Here is a 22,515-nt window from a genome sequence, read left to right as displayed (position 1 = left end):
CGCTCAGCCGCATTCGAGCAGGTGGCGGAAGCGGAACAGGTCACCATCCCCGCGGATGCCGAGCTTGCGGTAGGCCGACGTCTTCTGCGAGCTGATGGTGCTGGCCGAGCGCCCTGAGCGCAGGGCCATTTCACTGGTGCTGACGCCCTTCAGCACCAACCCGAGCACTTCACGCTCGCGCTGGCTCAGCGGCGTCAGCACCGGTGCAGATACCCGGCGTGTGCGTGGCAGCTTCAGCTCCTCGCGTAGTTCCGGTGGCACGAAGCGCCCTCCGCGAGCGACCACGTCAATGGCGCGCAGCAACGTCTCCGGTGGCATCGACTTGGACAGGAAGCCGCGCGCGCCGGCTCGCATCGCGGTGGTCACCGTACTGGCGTTGCAGTGCGCCGAGAGCACCAGCACCGGCAGCGCCGGCCAGCGCTGCGACAGCACGCGCAGCAGGGCCAATCCATCGCCCAGGTCGCCCATCGGCAGCGCATCGATCAGCAGCAGGTCGACACACCTCGGGCTGCGCTCCAGCAGCTGCAGCAGGTGCGCCTCGTTGGACAGGCTCACGCGCACCTGCACACCACTGTGTTGGCGGAGCAGAACTTCCACGCCCAACCGAAGTACCGGGTGCGGATCCAGCAGCGCCAGGCGTCGTGGCCGATCAGGCCGCAGGGGCGGGAGTGTCGGTGGCATCGCGGCCTGTCCAGGCAACATGGAACATCCACCGTAGGCCGGTGCCCGCAGCGGCGGAATCCAATTCCTTGCAATGCTCGGCCCGCGTGCGCCACCAGTCAGACGGCATTTTGTTTCGCGCCGCCACAAACGCAACAGGCCCGGCAAGAGCCGGGCCTGTCGAGACGCCTCCAGCGCGCAGGCGCGCCGGAACAGCAGTTACCAGCTGAAGCGCGGGCCGACGGTGTATTCCTTGTCGCCGTCGCGGTTCATCTTCAGTTCGCCGTTCAGGCCCCAGTTCTGGTTCAGCTTGACCTGGCCACCCAGGCGGCCGTACCACTGGCCTTCCGGATTCACGCCGTGCTTCTTGGCGTAGTCTTCGTAGCCAACCATGCCGTAGACCTCGGCGTGGGCGCCGAAGGCAGTGCGGATACCGGCTTCAGCGCTGTAGCCGTTGAAGTCCAGGCCATGCTTCTGGTCGAGCTTCTGATAGGCAACGCGGGCAACGAAGTCGGTGCTCGGAGCGATTTCAACGTTGTAGCCGGCACCGATCTTCCACTGGTCCAGCTTGACGTTGGTGTGGTCGAATTCCTGACGGCTGTACTCACCGAAAGCGTGGAAGTTCGGCAGGAAGCCGTACGAACCCTTCACACCCCAACCGTCGGACTTGAACGCGTCGTTGTCGGTCTTGGCGTAGTCGGCTTCGGCGTAGTTGTAGGACAGGTTCTCAGCAGCCGAGGCGGTGAACGGCAGGGCGGCGGCCAGGGCCAGAGCAATCAGCGAATTCTTCATGGGGGTACACCTTTACTTTCTTATGGTGTGCAGCAGCGCCAGGGCGCCATCGCATCGGGAATGTAAATTCTCCGTTATTCGCCACAACGCTCCCTGAAAACAGCAGCCTTCGCATTGCTGAATTTTTTGGGTTGATTCAGGCTGTATCTGGCATACGCGCGCGGCGCGCGTGCATTCGAGTTCCGCTGACCCTTGCAACAGGAGGTTGCCTTGCACGTGCCTGCCCCGCTGCGGTTCCCGCTCTGCGCTGTCGTCCTCGCCTTCATCGACGGGTGTTCCACTGTATCGGCTCAGCCACTGCAGCCTTCTGATTACCAGCGCGCCGAGCGCGTGCACGACAGCCACCTGCGCGGTGCATTGCGCAATGCCTCGGTCGTGCCGAACTGGCTGGCCGATGGCCGCTTCTGGTATGAGCGCGAGGATGCACGCGGTCGACGCCAGGCGGTACTGGTCGACCCGCTACAGGCCACTGGCGAGGTCCTGTTCGAGCCCGCCGCACTGGACAGCGCGGTGGCGCCCTTCGGTGCCAGCGGGCCACGCCTGCGACTGGCCAGCGTGCAGGCAACCGACGATGGCCTGCGCCTGCGATTCAGCGGCGAGGCGCCGATCGATTGCCGGTGGCCGCGCTGGCAATGCGCGCCGTCGCAGGATGCGATGCCGCCGGCAGATGCGTTGCTTTCGCCCGCTGGCGATGCCTGGCTGCAGGTGCGCGACCACAATCTGTGGCTGCAGTCGCCCGGAACGGCAGCACGGGCACTGACCACCGGCGGCGAACCCGGTCATGGTTATGGCGTACTGCCGGACTTCACCCTCCGCGGCATTCCGCGCCGCCAGGGCCGGATGCCGGTGCGGCCGTTTGCGGTCAGCTGGTCACCGGATGGCCGCTACGTGGCCGGCATCCGCTACGACGAGCGTGCGCTGCAGGACTACCCCTATCTGGAAAGCACGCCGGCCAACAGCGCGCGCCCACGCGTGCACACCGTGAAGCTGGGGGTACTGGGCGATGCACAGCAGGTGCGCGACAGCCTGTACATCGTCGATGTACGCAGCGGCCGGCAGCAGGACATCACCCTGCCCGAGGGCTGGAACATCCTGAGCGAGGCGGGCATCCTGGGCTGGGACGGTGGCCGGTTGTACGCCGCGATGGCGCACTTCGGCATGCCACGGCGCCTGCGCCTGGTAGAGATCGACGCCGGCAGCGGTGCGCTGCGCACCGTGCTGGAGGAGTCCAGTGATACCCGCCTGCAGCTCAACGTGTATTCCTACAACCGGCCAGCGGTGGCAATCCTGCCCGGCCGGGACACCGCCGTGTGGTTCTCGCAGCGCGATGGCTGGGGCCATCTGTACCGGGTGCGCCTGTCCGACGGCAAGGTGATGGGCCAGCTCACCGGCGGCCGGTGGGCGGTGCGGGACCTGCTCGGCGTGGACAGCGCAGGCGATTGGGCATACTTCAGTGCTGGCGGTGTCGAGGGCGGCGATCCCTACGTGCGTGGCCTGTACCGGGTACCGCTGCACGGCGGAGCGGTGCAGCGCCTGGCCGCCGATGGCGACGACCACCTGGTTGATGCGGGCACCGGCATGCTGTTCGGTGGACGTGCACCGCAAGCGCTGTCACCCGGCGGTGGCTACCTGGTGGATACGGTGTCCAGCCTCACGCAGCCGCCACGCACGGTGCTGCGCGCCAGCGACGATGGCCGCGAAGTGATGGTGCTGGAGGCTGCGGATGCGCAGGCGGTCATCACTGCTGGCTGGCGGCCGCCACGGCGCGAGCGGCTGCTGGCCGCCGACGGGCGCACGCCGATCTTCGCCACCATCTACCTGCCCCGCGACTATCGCGATGACGGCAGCTTCCCGGTGATCGACGCGATGTACGGCGGTGCTTTCATCAGCAATGCGCCGGTCACCTATGCCGAAGCGGTCTCGGCGCAGAACCCGGTATCCCGCGCCAGCCTCGCCGAGCTCGGCTTCGTGGTGGTCAGCATCGATGCCCGCGGCACCGGCGGCCGCGACAAGGCATTCCATGACAGCAGCTTCCTGCACGGCGCCGATGTACAGCTCGATGACCATGTGGCCGCACTGCGCCAGCTGGGCGAACGCTACCAGGGTATCGACCTGCAGCGGGTCGGCATCTATGGGCATTCGTTCGGCGGCTACAGCGCGGCGCGTGCCCTGCTGCGCTACCCCGCGTTCTACAGGGTGGCCGTGGCCTCGGCCGGCAGCCACAATTTCCAGGGCATGTACGGCGGCGCCCTGCACGGCATGGACCGGCTGTTCGGTGGCGTGGTGCCAGCTACAGCCATGGCCGATGGCGTGCCGGCCCCCTTTGCCGGTCTCGACAATGCGGCGCTGGCCAGCAACCTGCGCGGGCATCTGCTGCTGGTCTATGGCGAACTGGACGAGAACGCGCCACCCGCGCTGACCCTGCAGCTGGCCGCGGCCCTGAACAAGGCCCAGCGTCGCTACGACCTGCTGTACCTGGCTCGACAGGACCACGAACTGTTCCGCAACGACGCCACCTATACGCACCGCATGTGGGACTACTTCGTGCGCCACCTGGCCGGCCAGCAGCCACCGGATACGGCGCTGGCCCCGCTCCCGGGTGGCCCGGGCTGAACAGGCGTACGCGGGATGTCGATCCCCGCCGCGCTGGTTCGTCGTGTACTTGAAGGCCGTGCATGTGGCACGGTCCATCCGGAGGCTGGCAATGAGCTACATCGATGGTTTCGTCCTGGCGGTTCCCACCGCCAACAAGGAGAAGTTCCTCGCCCATGCACGCACAGGAGATCCGGTCTTCATCGAGTACGGCGCACTGCGCGTGGTGGAGTGCTGGGGCGATGACGTGCCGCACGGCAAGACCACCGATTTCTTCGGCGCGGTGAAAGCCACGCCGGACGAGACGGTGGTGTTTTCCTGGATCGAATGGCCCGACAAATCGACCCGCGACGCCGGTATGAAGAAGATGATGGAAGACCCGCGGTTTGATCCAACGAAGAATCCGATGCCGTTTGACGGTGCGCGGATGATCTACGGCGGCTTCGTGCCGATCTACGAGCTGACCCGCTGAACCCGGCGGACGTGCTCAGCGCGCGTCCGTTTCATCGCTGGCAGCGGCATGGCCGGCGCCCAGTGCGGCGCCGGCACCGAGGCCCATGCCGCCCATGCCAGCGCCCATTCCGCCGCCCCCACCTCCGCCACCACCCGCACGGCCGCCCTTGGCATCGCCATCGTTGCGCCCCTTGCCGCCACCACTGGCAGCGGGGCGGGTCGGCCCCTGCGGCGGAATCCGCAGGTCGGGAGGAATCGGCGCCAGGTCCAGCGCTTCGCGCACGAAGTCGCGCAGCGAGACCACCAGTTCGTGGGTATGCACCGGTCGCCCCTGTGCCAGTTCGTTGGCAGCGCGCGCGGCCAGCCGCACCTGTTCGTCGGTGCCCAGCAACAGGATGTCCGAGAGCGCGGCCTCGACCGCATCGCGGATGCGGCGCGTTCGATCTGAACGCGGTTCGGCGATGCCTTCGGCCGCTTCGCGCTGGCGCAGATCACGGCGATGGCTGGGATCCACGCCCAGTTCACCAGTGAATGAACCGCCCAGGGTCTTGTAGGCCGCCATCAGTGTGCGCAGCCGCTCGTTGATCTGCCGGTTCTCGCGCTCGCGACGCTGCTGCAGGGTCTGCATCACCAGCAGGCGGATGCCCACGCCCAGCAGGGTGATCAGGACCAGGCCGGCCAACGTGGACAGCACGCCCTGCCAGGAACTGAAATCGATACCGCGCATGCTGGGGCTCCGGCGGGAAGAATCTGCATCTTGCCCCAGACCGCGCCCCGAAAACGCGAAAGGCCCCACCACCCGGTGGGCGGCAGGGCCTTCGGTCACGGCGCGATTACTTGCGCTTGGCGACCTTGCGCACGGCCTTGGCCGGGGCCTTCCTGGCAACAGCCTTCTTGGCCGGAGCCTTCTTGGCGGCGACCTTCTTCAGCGGTGCAGCCTTCTTGGCGACGACCTTCTTGGTCGAAGCGACCTTCTTGCCGACAGCCTTCTTGGCAGCAGTGGTCTTCCTGGCAACGGCCTTCTTGGCGACGGCAGCCTTCTTGCCGACAACCTTCTTGGCGGCGGCGGTCTTCTTGGTGGCGACCTTCCTGGTGGCGGCAACCTTCTTGCCGACAACCTTCTTCGCAGCCACTGCCTTCTTGCCGGCAACCTTCTTGGCGGCGACGGTCTTCTTGGCCACAGCCTTCTTGGCGGTGGCGACCTTCTTGCCAACCACCTTCTTGGCGGCCGTGGTCTTCTTGGCAACGGTCTTCTTCGCGACAGCAGCCTTGTTGGTGGCGGCCTTCTTCACGGTGGCGACCTTCTTGCCGGCAGCCTTGGTGGCGGCCTTGGTGGCGGCCTTGGTGGTCTTCTTGGCAGCGGCGGCCTTCTTGGTCACGGCCTTGCCCGCAGCCGCCTTCTTCTTCGCCACTTCCTTCTTCAGGGCAGCAGCTTCGGCCTTGGCGTTCTTCTTGGCCGCTTCCAGCTTCTTCTTGGCGTTGGCAACTGTCTTGCCAACCGACTTGGCAGCCTTCTCGGCCTTCTTGGCAACGGTCTTCTCGACCTTGGCCACGGCCTTCTTGGCCTTGGCAACGCGGGTACCGGCAGCCTTGCTGGCGCGCTTGACGGTCTTCTTGACCGACTTCACTGCGTCTTCGGCGGCGTGGGCGATGGTCTCGCCGACGTTGGTGGCGGTTTCTTTCACGTTCTCGACAGCGTCGGTCACGACCGACACACCATTACCGTTGCTCATGTTGCCCTCCTGCGGGCCTTAAGTATCAAAACGGGGCGATGCTATACCGACATTGACGATCGTGGAACGGGGCATGTGCCAGCAATCGCATCTGTTGCGACGCCGATGGTGTACGCAGCAGCCCCCGTTGCCACCTGCGGTTCGCAGCAAACCCCTTTTTTTCAGTACTGCGCCACGCGAACCCAGCATTGCCTGGCCGTCGTCGCGCGCACATGCACGGGCGCAGCGTCCGGCATCCGTCGTGGCGCATTGCGGCACCCGCCTGCGCGGAACTGCGCAAGTATCCGCCTGTGCCAGTGCGGCGCGCGTTGGCCTTGAGTGGCGCACCCATCACCTGCCCGGGTGTCACCACAACCGCGCTTTTGGCCCCCGCGCTCCCACCTTCGAGGCCCCCGTTTTCATGGCGCATTTATCCAGATCGCGACACACTCATTCAGCTTGTTTTACCGTAGGCCCGAACAGCCCCCACCCACGCCAGCGAACCGACTCCCATGCGACCGCTTCCCACCCTGCTCACGCTCGCAATCGCCGCCGCCTTCGGTGGCTTCGTTGCCACCGGCATCAATGCCCACCTGGACAACCGTGCCGACGCCGCGCCGCTGCCGGCGGTCCTGCCGACCACCGCAGCGTTGCCGGCCTCGGTGGCCGGACAGGCGGTACCGTCACTGGCACCGATGCTGGAGAAGGCGATGCCGGCGGTGGTCAGCGTCAACACCAAGCAGGTGGTTCGCGTACGCAATCCCTTCTTCAACGACCCGTTCTTCCGCCGCCTGTTCCCGGACATCCCGCAGGAACGCATCAACGAATCGCTCGGCTCCGGCGTGATCATCGACGCCAAGGAAGGCCTGGTACTGACCAACCACCATGTCATCGAGAACGCCGATGACGTGCAGGTGACACTGGCCGACGGGCGCACGGTCAAGGCCCAGTTCCTGGGTTCGGACCGCGATACCGACATCGCCCTGATCCGCATTCCGGCGCAGAACCTGACCGACATCAAGCTCGGCAACAGCGACCAGCTGCGCGTGGGCGACTTCGTGGTGGCCATCGGCAACCCGTTCGGCTTCAGCCAGACGGTCACGTCCGGCATCGTCTCGGCGGTGGGCCGCAGCGGCATCCGCGGGCTGGGCTACCAGAACTTCATCCAGACCGATGCGTCGATCAATCCCGGCAATTCCGGTGGTGCACTGGTCGACCTGCAGGGGCAGCTGGTCGGCATCAATACCGCCAGCTTCAACCCGCAGGGCAGCATGGCCGGCAACATCGGCCTGGGCCTGGCGATTCCATCGAACCTGGCGCGCAGCGTGGTCGACCAGCTGGTCAAGCACGGCGTGGTGGTGCGCGGCACGCTGGGGGTGGAAAGCCAGAACCTGACCGCGCAGATTGCGCAGGGACTGGGCCTGGCCGAAACACGTGGTGCGCTGATCACCCGCGTGCTGGCCGGCTCGGCCGCTGCCGCAGCCGGGCTGAAGCCGGGCGACGTGGTGGTCTCGGCCAACGGCCAACGCGTGGACAGCGCCGAAGCCCTGCACAACGTGGAAGGCCTGGCCGCCGTCGGCAGCCCGATGACGCTGGACGTCCGCCGCGAAGGCAAGCCCGTGCAGATCAAGGCAACGCTGAAGGAACAGGCACGGGCGGTCACCGGCGAGAGCCTGGACCCGCGGCTGACCGGCGCCACCTTCGTCGACCTGCCCGAGTCGCTGCGGCAGTCGGGGGTCGGCGGCGTGCTGGTCAGCGAGGTCAAGCGCGGCAGCCGCGCGGCCAGCAACGGCCTGCAGCAGGGCGACATCATCACCGACGCCACCGTGGGTGAATTCGCCGACCTGGCCAGCTGGCGTGCCAATTTCCAGCAACGCCCGCCGACCCTGGTGGTGCGCGTGCTGCGCAACAATGGCCAGCAGCAGGGCCAGCTCGTGATGCGCTGATCGCCCTGCCGTAACACCCCCTATACCCCAGCAATGCTATTGCTGTCAGTCCAGGTCGGCACCGCCGACGCCCGTTCCCCCATCGCAACAGGAGTGATTCGATGAGCCCCACCAATACCGAGAACCTGAAGGAACACCTGGGTGAAGCCGGTTCCCACCTGAAGCAGGCCGCCACGGCCGCCGGCGGTGCGATCAAGGGCGCAACCGGTGCCGCGACCGACGAACTGCGCATCGGCAAGGCCAACGTCAAGGCTGAACTGTCCGACAGCGCGCTGTCCGGCCTGGCCGCCGCCGAGTTCGGCGGGGCCGCTGCCAAGGAACAGGTCGATGCACTGATGGACAAGGGCAAGGACCTGATCGACAGCGCCGCCGAGCTGATCCGCGAACGTCCGCTGGCCTCGTTCGGCGTGGCCTTCGCTGCCGGCTGGATCATCGCCAAGCTGGCCCGCAGCAGCAGCGACAAGTAAGCCGCGGCGTGAGCGAAGACAACGCGCAAGCCCCTGATCCGGCGGCCACCCCGCCGCTGGATGAGAGCATCCGCCAGGTCGGCGCGGCCGGTCGTGCCGCTGCCGATTCGGCCAAGCACTCGCTGCGTTCGCTGCGCCGGCTGGCCTCGGCCGACTTTGCGCTGGCTCGCAGCGCATTCGGCCGTGCACTGGCCTGGGCCGGGGTAGCGATCGTATTCGGTGCGTCGGCCTGGCTGCTGATGGCCGCCACCCTCATCGCCCTGCTGCAAAGCTGGGGCCTGAGCTGGCTGCAGGCGCTGCTGATCACCTCGCTGCTGAGCCTGGCCGTCACCGGTTATGCGATCTGGCGGGTGTCCTACTTCTTCCACCACACCGGCATGCACGCCACCCGGCGCCAGCTGTCCCGCCTGGGCCTGTTCGACGAGCCCAGCGAAGACGACCCCGATGCCGATGTGCAGCTGCCAGAGGGCAAGCCATGAAGTTCGGTGCGCTGCAGCGGCGGGTGAAGCGCTGCGAACAGGTGGTGACCGTGCGTCTGGTCGAGACCCAGGACCACTGGTCCACGCTCAGCCAGGTCTGGCGCCAGGGCTGGTCGCCACTACGCATCGTGGTAGTGGGCCTGGCCGGTGGCTTCATTGCCGGCAAGCTGGAAATGCCGGGCAAGGTCAACGGTGCGCGCTGGCTGCAGATGGTGGGTTCAGTGTCGAACCTGTTCGCCAGTGCGCAGGCAGCGTTCGCCACGGCGATGGCGGCGCAGGCTGCGGCTACCGCCGACGATGCGGCCGAAGAAGCCGACAACGCCAGCGAACAGGCACAGGCGGCCGCATCGGCATCAGCCGCACGGCCCGCGCCAGCGGCGGCGCCACGGGCCGCCGCAGAACCGGAGCCGCGCGAACCGCGCCCGGCCGAAGCCGCCACCGAACTGTCCGAACGTTGATCCATGGAATCCGCCGCGCCGATCGCGGCCGGCGGATAATGCGCTCCCCTTTCCGGCTGATGCGTCGATGAGCGAGTCCTCCCTGTCCCTGTCACCAGCCGATCCGCAGGACCCGGAGGCACCGCTGCCGCCTCCGTCTCGCCCACGCGGGCCGATGTCGCTGGTGGTGCTGGCGACCCTGGCGGTGGGCTACACGCTGTGGGCTGCGCAGGACATCATCCTGCCGGTGCTGCTGGCGATGTTCTTCGCACTGGTCGGCAACCCGATCCTGCGCCTGCTGCAGAAACTGTGGATTCCGCGCGCGCTGGGCGCGCTGCTGATTCTCGGCGCCGGCCTGGGCGTGACCGGTTCGCTGGCGGTGCAATTGATCGGCCCGGCGATGGAATGGGCGCAGGAAGCCCCGCAGCAGCTGCGCAAGGTCGCCCGCCAGGTGCAGGACCTGACCAAGCCGGTGCAGCAGGCCAACCAGGCGGCGGAGAACTTCGCGCGCGTCGCCGGCGGCGACAGCAACCACAAGGTGCAGGTGATCCGCACCCAGCTCGACGACCCGTACCGCATGCTGACCCGCGCGCCACGGCTTGCCGCCTCGGTGCTGGCCGTGGTGCTGCTGACCCTGTTCTTCATGATCTATGGGCAGAGCCTGCAGCGCGCGGCAATCGCGCTGTTCCCGAACCGCCAGCAGCAGCGCTTCACCGCCGACATCCTGCGGTCGATCGAGCGCGAGGTCTCGCGCTACGTGCTGACCATCAGCGTGATCAACACCCTGGTCGGGCTGGTGTTCGCAGGCGTGCTGATGCTGCTCGGCATCGGCCTGCAGGAGGCGCTGCTGTGGGGCACGGTGGCCGCGCTGCTGAACTTTGCCCCGTACGTCGGTCCGCTGATCGGCGTGGCACTGATGCTGCTGATGGGCTTCGTGGAATTCCGCGACCCGCTGCAGGCGCTGCTGCCGGCGGCCGCGTACCTGGCCCTGCACACTCTGGAAGGGCAGATGGTGACCCCGATCGTGCTGGGCCGGCGCATGAAGCTGTCGCCGCTGGTGCTGATCCTGGCGCTGATGGTGTTCGGCTGGGCCTGGGGCATGATCGGCCTGCTGCTGGCGGTGCCGCTGCTGGTCTGCATCAAGCTGGTGCTGGCACGGCTGGAAGGCATGCAGGGCTGGGCACGGCTGCTGGAATGAAAGCCCGCGCGGGCAGGCGTAGAATGGAGGGGTGAATTTCCCCGTCCAAGCCATCACTCTCGACCTTGACGACACGCTGTGGCCGTTCGCTCCGATTGGCGCCCGCATCGACCTGGTCCTGCACGAGTGGATGCGTGAACACAGCCCCGCCACCGCCGCGATGTATCCGGTGGCGGCAATGCGCGAACTGCGCGAGCGCCTGTACCACGCCCATCCGCACCTCCATCACGACCTGAGCGCACTGCGCCGGCTGACCCTGCACGAAGCGCTGCACGCCAGTGGCGCCAGCCTCGATCTGCTGGAGCCAGCGTACGAAGCGTTCTACGCCGCGCGCAACCAGGTCGAGTGCTATCCCGATGCGATCGATGCGCTGGCGCGGATTGCCGCGCGGGTGCCGGTGGCAGCGCTGAGCAACGGCAACGCCGATCTGGAGCGGATCGGCCTGGCGCATCATTTCGCCTTCCAGCTGGGCGCGCGCGAACACGGCGCGGCCAAGCCGGAGGCAAGCATTTTCCACGCCGCCTGCACCCGACTGGGTGTGGCGCCGGCACAGGTACTGCATGTCGGCGACCACGCCGAAATGGACGTGGCCGGGGCGATCGCCGCCGGCCTGCGCGGGTGCTGGATCAACCGCGAAGCAGCCACCTGGACCCATCCGAAACTGCAGCCGGACCTGCAGTTCGACACCCTCACCGGCCTGGCCGACTGGTTGGACGCCAACCTCGACGCCGCCGCATCCCGGAGTACCTGACGCATGAGCGAGATCACTGGTTTCACCGCCGACACCACCGCGGCGCTGCCGCTGTACGTGCTGGACCGCGAGCAGTTCGCCGCCTGGAAGGACGGCCAACCGGCCGCCACCCAGGCCTGGCTGGCCTCGCAGGGTTTCACTGCCGGTGCGCACAGCGTGGCCCTGCTGCCCGGCAGTGAGGGCCTGGCCGGCGCGGTGATCGGTGTCGGTGATCGCGCCGATGCCTACAGCTATGCGCATGCGCCGCACGCGCTGCCGGAAGGCAGTGTCTGGCAGCTGGCCAATGAACTGCCTGCCGCCGAACAGGCGCTGCTGCAGCTGGGCTGGGGCTTGGGCAGCTACCGCTTCGACCGTTACCGCAAGCGCAACCGCGCCCCGGCGCAGCTGGTGGCCGCACCGTCCGGCGAAGTGGCCGACCTGATCGCCGCCAGCCTGCGCGTGCGCGACTGGGTCAACACCCCGACCGAAGACATGGGGCCGCAGCAGCTGGAAGACGCCGCGCGTGCACTGGCCGATGCACATGGTGCGCAGGTCGAGGCGATCACCGGCGATGAACTGCTGAAGCAGAACTTCCCGGCCATCCACGCCGTGGGCCGCGCTTCGCACCGTGCGCCGCGCCTGGTAGTGCTGCGCTGGGGCAAGGAAACCGACCCGGCACTGGTGCTGGTCGGCAAGGGCGTGTGCTTTGATACCGGCGGCCTGGACATCAAGCCGGCCGACGGCATGCGCAACATGAAGAAGGACATGGGCGGCGCCGCGCATGCGCTGGCCCTGGCCGGCCTGGTGATGGCGCGCGGACTGCCGGTGCGCCTGACGCTGCTGGTGCCGGCGGTGGAAAATGCGATCGGTCCGGATGCGTTCCGCCCGGGCGAAGTGATCGCCACCCGCAAGGGCCTGAGCGTGGAGATCGACAACACCGATGCCGAAGGCCGCGTGATCCTGTGCGATGCGCTGACCTTCGCCGGTGAGCAGAAGCCGGACCTTGTGCTGGATTTCGCCACTCTTACCGGTGCCGCACGCATCGCGCTGGGTCCGGATCTGCCGGCGCTCTTCAGCAATGACGACACGGTGGCGCAGCAGTGGCTGCAGGCCGGCGACGCAACCCGTGACCCGGTCTGGCGCATGCCGCTGTGGCGGCCCTACCTGCGCTATCTGAGCAGCGGCATTGCCGACCTGGCCAATGCCGGTTCGCGCATGGCCGGCTCGGTGACCGCCGCGCTGTACCTGGAACGCTTCCTCGAAGACGGCCAGCGCTGGGCGCACCTGGACGTGTACGCCTGGAACGACGGTGAACGCCCGGGCCGTCCGGCCGGTGGCGAAGCGCTGGCGCTGCGCTCGGCGTGGGCGATGTTGAAGGCGCGTTACAGCTGATCGGGTGGGTGCCGACCTTGGTCGGCACGCCGTCCCCGGCAAACTTGACGAAAATTTGAATACCGGGCCTGGAAGGGTTCTGCGAGGATGTGTGGGTCGACCACCCACACGCTCCGTGAAGGCAGGACTCCGACCATGTCGCTCTTCGGCTACACCCGTGCCGGCCAGACGCCGGGCGCACCGCGCAAGCATTCCCCCCTGCTCTGGATCGCGCTGATCGCGCTCATCCTGGGTACCGTGGCGCTGGCCTTCGCCTGGCTGGCCGGCTGGATGGGCGACCGTCTCACCGCGCAGCGCTTCACCGACACCATCGAGGCCACCGGCCCGGCCCATCCGGGCTTCCGCCGTGCACACAGCAAGGGCGTCTGCGTAAGCGGCTGGTTCGAACCCAGCGCGCAGGCCCCTACCCTGTCCAGTGCCCGGGTGTTCTCGCAGACGCGTGTGCCGGTGATGGGCCGCCTGTCGATCGGTGGCGGCGACCCCTACGGCGCCGACAACACCGCACGCGTGCGCAGCCTGGCGGTGCAGATGGTCAGCGATGATGGCCAGGAATGGCGCATGGCGATGAACAGCTTCCCGTTCTTCGCGGTACCCACGGCCGAGGCGTTCTACGAGCAGACCCGCGCCTCGATTCCCGACCCGGCCACCGGCAAGCCGGACCCGCAGAAGATGGCGGCAGTGCTGGCGAAATACCCCAGTGCGCAGGCGTTCCAGCAGTGGGCGAAGACAGCGCCATGGACCAGCAGCTGGGCCGACACCACTTTCAACAGCGTCAACAGTTTCTGGTTCACCAATGCGCAGGGCCAGAAGCGTGCGGTGCGCTGGCGCTGGCAGCCGCTGGCGCCGGTGGTGGAGATGGATGCGGAAGCGCGCAAGCAGGCCAGCGTCGATTTCCTCAGCCAGGAACTGCAGCAGCGCCTGGCCCGCGGCCCGGTACGCTGGAACCTGGTCGTGACCACCGCCGAGCCCGGCGATGCCATCGATGATCCGTCGGTACCGTGGCCCGAGTCGCGTGACCAGGTAGTGGCGGGCGTACTCAGCCTGGACCGCATGCAGTCGCAGGAAGAAGGCGCCTGCGGCCAGATCAACTTCGATCCGCTGATCCTGCCCAGTGGGGTGCGCGGCAGTAATGATCCGATCCTGGCGGCCCGCTCGGCGGTGTACTCGCAGTCCTTCAACCGCCGTGAACGCGAGCGCGCCGCCGGCAATGTCGAACAACCGAAGGAGGCCGCACGATGAGCACCGGCAACGGCCACTTCAACCTGCTGGCGCGGGTGCTGCACTGGTCCATGGCGCTGATGATCGTCGCCATGCTGTTCATCGGCGTGACCATGGTCGCCTCGCTGCACCTGCGTCCCGCGCTGATCGACCTGCACCGCCCGCTGGGCATCGCGATCCTGTTGCTGGCGCTGCTGCGCCTGTACAACCGGCTGCGCCATCGCCCACCGGCGCTGCCTGCCGACCTGCCGGTCTGGCAGGGGGTAGCGGCCAAGGCCTCGCACTGGATGCTGTACGCGCTGATGCTGGCGATGCCGTTGATCGGCTGGGCGATGCTGTCGGCCGGCGGATACCCGATCGTGTTGTGGGGAGGGCTGCACCTGCCGCCGATCGTGCCGCACACCCCGGCGTTGTATGCCGCCTTGCGCAATGCGCACAGCCTGTTGGCGTATGTGCTGTTCGCTACGGTGCTGATGCATGTGGGTGCGGCGTTGTTCCACCTGTGGGTGCGGCGGGACGGGGTGTTCCAGGCGATGGCGCGCGGGAAGGAGTGATGATCGGGTTCGCCGGGAGTTCCCGGCGGATCGTTTCCGCGACCGCGGGGGGTGTCACTTTTCTTTTCGCGCGAAAAGAAAAGTAACCAAAAGAAACGCGCCGCCAGAGCGCGAGCCGGTGCTGCGCACCGGTGCCCTGTGCTTCTCGGTGAATCAGGGGACGGCGCCGAACTCGCTACGCTCAAACACCGGCGCCTCTTCGCCCCTGATTCCCCTGCGATGCTCGGCTCGCTCAAGGCGGAACCAACGTCAAAGGCAGAAGCTGCACCCAGTAGATCCACGCCATGCGTGGATGCTCTTGCTGTTGATCTTGACCTTCAAGTCCGCCTTGAGCGAGCCGAGCACCGCAGGGCCGGCGAGGGCGAAGAGGTGCGGGTGTCTGAGCGCAGCGAGTTCCCGCACCGTCCCTCGACGGACCGAGGAGCGCAGGGCACCGGCGTGCGAAGCGCGCCGGCTCGCGGCCGGCGGAGCGTTTCTTTGGTTACTTTCTTTGCGCGCAAAGAAAGTAACACCCACCCGCGGTCGCGGAAACGACATCACCAGGAAAGGCAGGCCGCCCCTACAGCCACCCCTTCTGCCGCGCCAGCCGGTACGCCTCGATCCGGTTGGCCACGCCCAGCTTGCCGATGCACTCGGACAGATAGTTGCGCACTGTGCCGTGCGACAACCCCAGCTGTTCGGCGATCTCGCTGGCGGTGCGGCCCTCGCCCGCCAGCCGCAGCACGCGACGCTCACGGTCGGTCAGCGGATCGGCCTGCGACCACGCATCCAGTGCCAGCTGCGGGTCGATCGCGCGGATGCCCTGCTTCACCTTGCGCAGTGCCTCGGCCAGGTTCTCGGCCGGTGCATCCTTCAGCAGATAGCCCAGCACGCCCGCTTCCAACGCACGGCGCAGGAAACCGGCGCGGGCAAAGGTGGTCACGATCACCACCTTGATCGGCAGCTCGTGACGCGCGATGCGCTGTGCAAGCTCCAACCCGGACAAGCCCGGCATCTCGATGTCGGTCACCAGGATGTCCGGCTGCAGCTGCTGCAGCATGCGCCACGCGGTTTCGCCGTCGGCGGCGCTGCCCAGCACTTCGATATCCGCTTCCAGGCCCAGCAGCGCCGACAGTGCGCCGCGTACCATCGCCTGGTCTTCGGCCAGCAGGATGCGGATCATGCGGCACCGTCCTGCACCAGCGACGGCGGCACGCCTGGCGGCAGCGGTGTGGTCGCGGCGGCCAGTGGCACGCGCACGGTCAGCACCGTACCCTCGCCCCTTGCGGACTGCACCTGCAGGCTTCCACCCAGGGCGGCCACGCGTTCGCGCATGCCGCACAACCCATTGCCCTCGGCCTGCACGCCGCCACGACCATCGTCGCGGATCTGCATCGCCAGCATGCGTCCCTCCAGCATGAACTCCACCCGTGCCTGCGTCGCCTGTGCGTGGCGCACGATATTGGTCGCGGCCTCGCGCAGCACCAGCGCCAGCCCACGTTCGACATCCACCGGCATCGCCGGTGGGGGTGCGTATTGAAGGTGGACCTGCTGGCACTCCAGCAGCAGCCGCGCCGACGCCAGCTCACCGGCCAGGTCACTGGCGCGGATGCCGGTGACCGCGCTGCGGACCTGTGCCAGCGCTTCGCGGGCGATGGCCTCGGCCTCGCCGATCTCCACCCGCGCGCGCGCGTCGCCGCGGTCGTGCAGCTTGCGCGCCAGCTCCAGCTTCAACGTGATCAGCGACAGGGTGTGACCGAGCAGGTCATGCAGGTCGCGGCCGATGCGTTCGCGCTCGGCAGTGGCCGCCAGCCGCCGCACCTCGTCCTGCGACAGCTGCAGTGCCGCATCCTTCTGCTGGTTGAGTGCCTCCACGTTCACGACCAGGCCGACGATATAGGACACGGCGGGGATCCAGACCAGGCTCTGCCACGGGTACTGGAACAGCAGGGCGAGGCTGCAGAACAGGAGGTTCAGGCCAGTGAGCTGCAGCAGATACTGCCACCACCCTCCGCGACCGCTCACCCGCAGCAGCACGCAGCCGAACACGAAGTAGGTCAGCCCGGACGGGTACCAGGGCAGCAGCACCAGCGACATCGCGATCAGGCCCAGGGCATAGCGCGGGGCGTGATGGCGCGGCGCCACCATCACCTTGGCGTACAGCAGCAGGAACACCGGGTAGCTGGCCAGCGTCAGCAGCAGCCAGCGCAGGGTGAAGCCATGGCCAAGCAAGGGCGTCAGGAAGATCCACACTGACCACAGCAGGTGGATTGCCTCGCCCCAGGGGGACTTTCCCCGGCGCAGCGTATCGGCCACCGCCGAGTCGGGCGCGGGGCGCAGCAGCGAGGCAAGCCAGATGGACGGCACGGGCGGTTCCAGGCGGGGACGATCGCCGCCGATCATGCCAGTTCAGCCGCCTGCGCGCAGGCGCCACCGTCGGCTGGGCGGCACTCGCGCAGCCGAGCGCAGATCACGGTACGCTTGGCGGCGCCGCTGCGGCGGGCCGGCAATAGGGCGATCGGATCCATGGGCGGTACCGGTAGCGGAGACGTTGCCATCCTGTGCCGTCGTGGTCACATTTCGCAGTTGCCGCCGTCAGTGTCATCGGATGACAGCTGTCACTGCCGTCATCGCTGTACCTGCCTTCATGCTGTGCCGCACGCTCCACCGCCGGAACCGCCGTCGTCCGCGCTTCCGGCCACACCCGCCCGAACGCCTGTGATGGAACGAATGAACGCTTCTGCCGAGCTGTTGAAGGAACTCCGTATCGACCGCAAGTCGCCGCCGCCGGCCTCCGGAGGCAATGGCGGTGGTCGCCGCTGGTTGTGGATCGCGATCATCGTGGTCGTGCTGCTGGTCGCCGCGGCCGTGGCCTACCTGTTCAGTCGCGCACCGGCCGTAGAGGTGGAAACCGCTCCGGCCGTGGCCATCCAGCAGGGCAGCGCCAGCAGTTCGGTGCTCGACGCCAGTGGCTACGTGGTTGCCCGTCGCATGGCCACGGTGTCGGCCAAGATCACCGGCAAGGTGCGCGAGGTGATGATCGAGGAAGGCATGCGGGTCGAAGCCGGCCAGGTGATGGCCACGCTCGACCCGATCGATGCCGACGCGCAGCGCAGCCTGTATGCCTCGCAGCTGCAGGCTGCGCGCAGCCAGGTGGCCGGCCTGGAGGCACAGCAGAAGCAGACCGCCGCCGAAGCCAGCCGCCTGCAGGCGCTGGTTGGCCAGCAGCTGGTCTCGCGCTCGCAGTACGACCAGGCCGTGGCCCAGCGCGACAGTCTGCGTGCGCAGCTGGATACCGCGCAGCGCAACGTCAAGGTTGCCAGCGACCAGCTGGCCATCGCCGATCTGGGCGTGGACAACAACATCGTGCGCGCGCCGTTCTCCGGCGTGGTCACCGCCAAGGCGGCGCAGCCCGGCGAGATCGTTTCGCCGCTGTCGGCGGGTGGTGGGTTCACCCGTACCGGCATCGGCACCATCGTGGACATGGACTCGCTGGAGATCGAAGTCGAGGTCGGCGAGGCTTTCATCGGCCGCGTGCAGCCGAAGATGCCGGTAGAAGCCACGCTCAACGCCTACCCGGAATGGAAGATTCCCGGCGAGGTGATCGCCATCATCCCCACCGCCGACCGCGGCAAGGCCACGGTCAAGGTGCGCGTGGCGCTGAAGGTGAAGGACCCGCGCATCGTGCCGGAGATGGGCGTGCGCGTCAGCTTCCTGGAACAGGCGCAGCCGCAGGCCGCGGCCAAGCCGCAGGGCGTGCGCGTGCCCGGCGGCGCCGTGGTGCAGCGCGACGGTGCCTCGGTGGCCTTCGTGCTGGGTGACGAGAGCCGCGTGCAGCAGCGCACGGTCGAGGCCGGCCAGGCGATGGGCAAGGACCGCCAGATCCTCAAGGGCGTGAGCGCAGGTGAATCGGTGGTGGTGAACCCGCCGGACACCCTGCGCGATGGCGCCAAGGTGCAACAGAAACAAGCGCAGTAACGGCCTGGCGCCCGTGGGCGCGGCCGGCAGCATCGCTCGACGCACGCCTGCGGCCGCCGCAGGTGCGCTTCCCCGTTTCCCGCCTCCCGTGGAGAACCACCCATGTCGACCCTGGTTTCACTGCGCAACATCACCAAGACCTACCAGCGTGGCCCCGAGCAAGTGCAGGTGCTGCACGGCATCGACCTGGACATCGCCAGCGGCGACTTCGTCGCGCTGATGGGCCCGTCCGGTTCGGGCAAGACCACCCTGCTCAACCTGATCGGCGGCCTGGACAGCCCCACTGGCGGCGAGATCAGCATCGAGGGCGAGCGCATCGACCAGATGAGTGGCGGCCAGCTGTCGACGTGGCGCAGCCACCATGTCGGCTTCGTATTCCAGTTCTACAACCTGATGCCGATGCTGACCGCGCAGAAGAACGTGGAACTGCCGCTGCTGCTGACCCACCTCAGTGCGGCGCAGCGCCGCCGCAATGCCGAAATCGCGCTCACCCTGGTCGGCCTGGCCGACCGTCGCAGCCACCGCCCGAATGAACTGTCCGGCGGCCAGCAGCAGCGCGTGGCGATCGCCCGCGCGATCGTCTCCGACCCGACCTTCCTGATCTGCGACGAACCAACCGGCGACCTCGACCGCCAATCGGCCGAGGAGATCCTCGGCCTGCTGCAGCAGCTCAACCGCGAGCACGGCAAGACCATCATCATGGTCACCCATGACCCGAAGGCCGCCGAGTACGCCACGCACACGGTGCACCTGGACAAGGGCGAGCTGGCCGACGCGCCGCTGGCCCACTGACGGAGGCCACAGCGATGAAATACTTCTCGTTGGTGTGGGCGCAGCTGTTCCGCAGCCGCACGCGCACCTTGCTGACCCTGCTGTCGGTGGTGGCCGCGTTCCTGCTGTTCGGCATGCTCGATTCGGTGCGCGTGGCGTTCTCGTCGGGTGGCAGCGTGGAAGGCGCCAACCGCCTGGTGGTGGCCTCGCGGCTGTCGATCACCCAGTCACTGCCGATCCGGCTGGAAGCACAGGTTCGGCAGGTGGCCGGCGTCCGTGACGTGGCTTATGGCATGTGGTTTGGTGGCATCTACCAGGACCCGAAGAACTTCTTCCCGAACTTCTCGGTGTCACCCAACTACTTCGATGTCTACCGCGAACTGCAGATCGATCCGGCACAACTGGAGGACTGGAAGCAGACCCGCACCGGCGCCATCGTCGGCGAAACCCTGGCCAAGCAGTTCGGCTGGAAGATCGGCGACACCATCCCGCTGCAGGCGACGATCTTCCCGCGTGGCGGCAGCAACGACTGGCCGCTGGTGCTCAAGGGCATCTACCGTTCCAAGGACCGTGCGCTGGCCGCCAACGAAGAACGCCAGTTGATGATGAACTGGAAGTACTTCGATGAATCCAACGACTACATCAAGAACCAGGTGAGCTGGTACACGGTGACGCTGGACAACCCGGACCATTCCTCGCGGGTGGCACAGGCGATCGATGCGATCTCGGCCAACTCCGACCACGAGACCAAGACCCAGACCGAATCGGCGTTCCAGCAGGCCTTCGTCAAGCAGTTCGCGGATATCGGCATGATCGTCACCTCGATCATGGGCGCGGTGTTCTTCACCCTGCTGCTGTTGACCGGCAACACCATGGCGCAGGCCGTGCGCGAGCGCGTGCCGGAGCTGGCCACGCTGAAAACGCTGGGCTTCAAGGACAGCACCGTGCTGACCCTGGTGATGGTGGAGTCGGTGCTGCTGATCGGCCTGGGCGGCCTGATCGGCATGGGCCTGGCCGCCCTGATCCTGCCGGCCATAGGCCCGAAGAGCATGGGCATGCTGCCGCCGCACGTGCCGACGCCAACCTGGCTGATGGGGCTGGGCCTGATCGTGGTGATCGGCATCATCGTCGGCCTGTTGCCAGCGCTGCGTGCCAAGCGCCTGAAGATCGTCGACGCACTGGCCGGTCGCTGAGGAGAACACCGACATGTTCAAGAGCAAACTCAAGAAGTGGCTGGGCAACGGCGTGACGGTGCTGCTGCTGGCGGTCGGCCTGGTGCTGTGGATCAGCCTGCCGTGGATCGGCGTGCTGGCCGTGGCCGTGCTGGTGGCCCTGTGGTTGCTGCTGACCCGCGGTGGACGGCTGGCGTTGGCCGCCACCCGCATCGGCGTTGCCAGCCTGCCGCAGCGCTGGGGCGCGTCCTCGGTGATCGTGGTCGGCATCGCTGGCGTGGTCGGCGTGCTGGTGGCGATGCTGGCGATGGGCGAAGGCTTCCAGGCCACGCTCAACAACACCGGCGATGACACCACTGCCATCGTGCTGCGCGGTGGCTCGCAGGCCGAGACCAACTCGGTGATCACCCGCGAACAGGTACCCATGCTGTCCACCCTGCCCGGCATCAGCCGCGATGCGCAGGGCCGGCCGTTGTTGTCACCGGAGCTGTCGCAGGTGGTCAACCTGGTGTCCAAGTCCGATGGCACCGACGTCAACGCGCAGTTCCGCGGCGTCGGCCCGCAGGCGTGGGCGGTGCATGACAAGGTCAAGATCGTTGAGGGCCGCAAGTTCGCCACCGGGCTGCGCGAGATCGTGGTCGGCCAGGGCGCCAAGGGCCAGTTCCGCGACATGGAGGTCGGCAGGACGCTGACGCTGGGCAACCAGACCTGGACCGTGGTCGGTGTGTTCGCCACTGGCGATGCGCATGATTCGGAACTGTGGACCGACGCCGATACGCTGGCCACCACCTACCAGCGCAGCGCCTGGCAGTCGATCAGCGTGCGTACCGATGGCAAGGCCGGCTTCGATCAGTTCAAGGCGGCCGTCGCTGCCGACCCACGCCTGAAGCTGGACGTGGAAACCACCCGCGTCTACTACAGCAAGCAGGGCGGCGGGCTGACCAAGCTGATCGACATTCTGGGCAAGGTGATCGGCACGATCATGGCGGTCGGTGCGGTGTTCGGCGCGCTCAACACCATGTATGCGGCCGTGGCCACGCGCGCCCGCGAAATCGCCACCATGCGTGCGATCGGCTTCCGCGGCCTGCCGGTGGTGACGGCCGTGATGCTGGAAACGATGCTGCTGGCGCTGCTCGGTGGCCTGCTCGGCTGTGCGGTTGCATGGCTGCTGTTCAATGGCTACAGCGTGTCCACCATCGGCAGCAACTTCAGCGCGGTGGTGTTCAAGTTCCACGTATCACCGGAACTGCTGTGGACCGGCCTGAAATGGGCACTGGGCATCGGCCTGGTCGGCGGCCTGTTCCCAGCGCTGCGCGCGGCGCGCTTGCCGATCACTACGGCGCTGCGCGAAACCTGAGCATCATGCAGCGGTGGACTGCGCATCACGCAGGGGGACGGAGCGAAGGCTCCGTCCCTTTTTCGTTGCTGAACTCAGGCATCCATCGCCGCAACATCGGATGGTGGGTGCCGCAGGGCCAAATGCCGGCGAACAGCCTCCTCCGGCGCGTACGCCGTGCCCAGCGCGTGCTGCTCACCCGTATGCCTGTCGATGAAGATCGGGCCATTGCCGGCCAGCGCGTCCGAGATCTCGCCGGATTGCAGGTAGCGCAGCGACTGGAAGCAGAACAGCCAGCCTTCGACCATCTCATGCTCGTGCGTGATGGCAACCGGCTCATCGTCGCTGGCAAGTGCAGCCTGCACGCGACGGCGTGCTTCGTCGAGCTGGATCATTCCTTCGCCTCTTGTTTTCGATGACAGCGCGAAGAGCATTTCATGCGGGTGGATGCATCGCAACGGATAGGCACCTGCGTACAAGTGCGCACTGCAGCGTGTTGTCACAACAGCTCAAGCGTGGCGGTTCTGTGCCGCTATCGATGCCTCTACTCATCGCAGACGCAGTGCGCGTGACGCTGCGCACAGTGCATCTGTGGATTGTTGGTTGCGATTCATCTTCGCGCACTTCCAGCGGCGTCGAGACAAACAGT

At 67.3% G+C, this 22,515-nt stretch carries 23 protein-coding genes; 15 read left to right on the top strand and 8 right to left on the bottom strand.

What is annotated here, in order from left to right; translation table 11 throughout:
* Positions 1-3: 3 nt before the first annotated feature.
* Positions 4-681, bottom strand: a complete 678-nt coding sequence (locus ACEPA4_RS01540; protein ID WP_032954668.1) for a response regulator transcription factor — start codon at positions 679-681, stop codon at positions 4-6.
* Positions 682-879: 198 nt separating this feature from the next.
* Complete coding sequence (locus tag ACEPA4_RS01535; protein WP_005420534.1) at positions 880-1,452, bottom strand: Ax21 family protein; 573 nt, start codon at positions 1,450-1,452, stop codon at positions 880-882.
* 210 nt (positions 1,453-1,662) lie between these two features.
* Between ACEPA4_RS01535 and ACEPA4_RS01530 the strand changes: the two genes are divergently transcribed.
* On the top strand, positions 1,663-4,065 hold the full coding sequence (locus ACEPA4_RS01530; RefSeq protein WP_134955421.1) for a DPP IV N-terminal domain-containing protein: 2,403 nt from the start codon (positions 1,663-1,665) through the stop codon (positions 4,063-4,065).
* 91 nt (positions 4,066-4,156) lie between these two features.
* On the top strand, positions 4,157-4,516 hold the full coding sequence (locus ACEPA4_RS01525) for a DUF1428 domain-containing protein (RefSeq protein WP_005420538.1): 360 nt from the start codon (positions 4,157-4,159) through the stop codon (positions 4,514-4,516).
* 15 nt (positions 4,517-4,531) lie between these two features.
* Here the strand turns inward: ACEPA4_RS01525 and ACEPA4_RS01520 are convergent, their stop codons facing one another.
* Both ACEPA4_RS01520 and ACEPA4_RS01515 read right to left on the bottom strand, forming a co-directional pair.
* On the bottom strand, positions 4,532-5,224 hold the full coding sequence (locus ACEPA4_RS01520; RefSeq protein WP_065178993.1) for a hypothetical protein: 693 nt from the start codon (positions 5,222-5,224) through the stop codon (positions 4,532-4,534).
* 106 nt (positions 5,225-5,330) lie between these two features.
* Complete coding sequence (locus tag ACEPA4_RS01515; RefSeq protein ID WP_139726629.1) at positions 5,331-6,230, bottom strand: histone; 900 nt, start codon at positions 6,228-6,230, stop codon at positions 5,331-5,333.
* Positions 6,231-6,721: 491 nt separating this feature from the next.
* Between ACEPA4_RS01515 and ACEPA4_RS01510 the strand changes: the two genes are divergently transcribed.
* The 9 genes from ACEPA4_RS01510 (at position 6,722) to ACEPA4_RS01470 (ending at position 14,630) form a co-directional block, all read left to right on the top strand.
* Positions 6,722-8,155, top strand: a complete 1,434-nt coding sequence (locus ACEPA4_RS01510; RefSeq protein ID WP_005420544.1) for a Do family serine endopeptidase — start codon at positions 6,722-6,724, stop codon at positions 8,153-8,155.
* Positions 8,156-8,256: 101 nt separating this feature from the next.
* Complete coding sequence (locus ACEPA4_RS01505) at positions 8,257-8,622, top strand: hypothetical protein (protein ID WP_262089810.1); 366 nt, start codon at positions 8,257-8,259, stop codon at positions 8,620-8,622.
* Between the two features lie 8 nt (positions 8,623-8,630).
* Complete coding sequence (locus ACEPA4_RS01500; RefSeq protein WP_004153834.1) at positions 8,631-9,101, top strand: phage holin family protein; 471 nt, start codon at positions 8,631-8,633, stop codon at positions 9,099-9,101.
* Positions 9,098-9,559: a protein sip-5 gene (locus ACEPA4_RS01495; RefSeq protein WP_065185642.1), complete on the top strand. Its 462-nt coding sequence runs from the start codon at positions 9,098-9,100 to the stop codon at positions 9,557-9,559. The genes ACEPA4_RS01500 and ACEPA4_RS01495 overlap by 4 nt, the downstream gene beginning before the upstream one ends.
* Before the next feature lie 67 nt (positions 9,560-9,626).
* Entirely contained in the window at positions 9,627-10,736 is a 1,110-nt protein-coding gene (locus tag ACEPA4_RS01490; RefSeq protein WP_065178990.1) for an AI-2E family transporter, read from the top strand.
* Positions 10,737-10,767: 31 nt separating this feature from the next.
* The gene (locus ACEPA4_RS01485) at positions 10,768-11,487 is read left to right on the top strand and encodes an HAD family hydrolase (protein ID WP_053499497.1); all 720 of its coding nucleotides are present in this window, start codon (positions 10,768-10,770) and stop codon (positions 11,485-11,487) included.
* 3 nt (positions 11,488-11,490) lie between these two features.
* Complete coding sequence (locus tag ACEPA4_RS01480) at positions 11,491-12,858, top strand: M17 family metallopeptidase (RefSeq protein WP_053499499.1); 1,368 nt, start codon at positions 11,491-11,493, stop codon at positions 12,856-12,858.
* A gap of 135 nt (positions 12,859-12,993) precedes the next feature.
* Positions 12,994-14,097, top strand: coding sequence for a catalase family peroxidase (locus ACEPA4_RS01475; protein ID WP_065196038.1), 1,104 nt, complete (start codon positions 12,994-12,996; stop codon positions 14,095-14,097).
* Positions 14,094-14,630: a cytochrome b gene (locus tag ACEPA4_RS01470; protein WP_005420561.1), complete on the top strand. Its 537-nt coding sequence runs from the start codon at positions 14,094-14,096 to the stop codon at positions 14,628-14,630. The genes ACEPA4_RS01475 and ACEPA4_RS01470 overlap by 4 nt, the downstream gene beginning before the upstream one ends.
* A gap of 559 nt (positions 14,631-15,189) precedes the next feature.
* On the opposite strand, the gene ACEPA4_RS01465 is transcribed toward ACEPA4_RS01470, so the two are convergent.
* Genes ACEPA4_RS01465 through ACEPA4_RS01455 form a run of 3 tightly spaced genes read right to left on the bottom strand, consistent with a single transcriptional unit; the run spans position 15,190 to position 17,137 of the window.
* A complete protein-coding gene (locus tag ACEPA4_RS01465; protein ID WP_005420563.1) occupies positions 15,190-15,792 on the bottom strand; it encodes a response regulator transcription factor in 603 nt (200 codons plus the stop codon).
* Positions 15,789-17,012 carry a sensor histidine kinase gene (locus ACEPA4_RS01460; RefSeq protein WP_065185640.1) on the bottom strand — a complete coding sequence of 408 codons (1,224 nt, stop codon included), beginning with the start codon at positions 17,010-17,012 and terminating at the stop codon, positions 15,789-15,791. Before ACEPA4_RS01460 ends, ACEPA4_RS01465 begins: the two co-directional genes overlap by 4 nt.
* Entirely contained in the window at positions 17,009-17,137 is a 129-nt protein-coding gene (locus ACEPA4_RS01455) for a hypothetical protein (protein WP_374082959.1), read from the bottom strand. The genes ACEPA4_RS01460 and ACEPA4_RS01455 overlap by 4 nt, the downstream gene beginning before the upstream one ends.
* Positions 17,138-17,339: 202 nt before the next feature.
* On the opposite strand from ACEPA4_RS01455, the gene ACEPA4_RS01450 reads away from it, so the two are divergent.
* From ACEPA4_RS01450 to ACEPA4_RS01435, 4 genes are all read left to right on the top strand, one after another.
* Positions 17,340-18,587 carry an efflux RND transporter periplasmic adaptor subunit gene (locus ACEPA4_RS01450; RefSeq protein WP_139726627.1) on the top strand — a complete coding sequence of 416 codons (1,248 nt, stop codon included), beginning with the start codon at positions 17,340-17,342 and terminating at the stop codon, positions 18,585-18,587.
* A 102-nt stretch (positions 18,588-18,689) separates the two neighbouring features.
* Positions 18,690-19,379 carry an ABC transporter ATP-binding protein gene (locus ACEPA4_RS01445; protein WP_005420572.1) on the top strand — a complete coding sequence of 230 codons (690 nt, stop codon included), beginning with the start codon at positions 18,690-18,692 and terminating at the stop codon, positions 19,377-19,379.
* A gap of 14 nt (positions 19,380-19,393) precedes the next feature.
* Complete coding sequence (locus tag ACEPA4_RS01440; protein ID WP_005420575.1) at positions 19,394-20,551, top strand: ABC transporter permease; 1,158 nt, start codon at positions 19,394-19,396, stop codon at positions 20,549-20,551.
* 13 nt (positions 20,552-20,564) lie between these two features.
* Complete coding sequence (locus ACEPA4_RS01435; protein WP_005420576.1) at positions 20,565-21,887, top strand: ABC transporter permease; 1,323 nt, start codon at positions 20,565-20,567, stop codon at positions 21,885-21,887.
* Positions 21,888-21,961: 74 nt separating this feature from the next.
* Here ACEPA4_RS01435 and ACEPA4_RS01430 read toward each other — a convergent pair whose 3' ends face one another.
* Positions 21,962-22,261 (bottom strand): YrhB domain-containing protein, encoded by a 300-nt coding sequence (locus ACEPA4_RS01430; RefSeq protein ID WP_139726626.1) that lies wholly within the window; start codon positions 22,259-22,261, stop codon positions 21,962-21,964.
* Positions 22,262-22,515: the final 254 nt, after the last annotated feature.

This window comes from Stenotrophomonas sp. P2112, assembly GCF_041897515.1.
GTDB lineage: Bacteria > Pseudomonadota > Gammaproteobacteria > Xanthomonadales > Xanthomonadaceae > Stenotrophomonas > Stenotrophomonas sepilia.
Note: the sequence above shows the minus strand (reverse complement) of the source record. Positions and strands in the feature narration are given on the sequence as shown.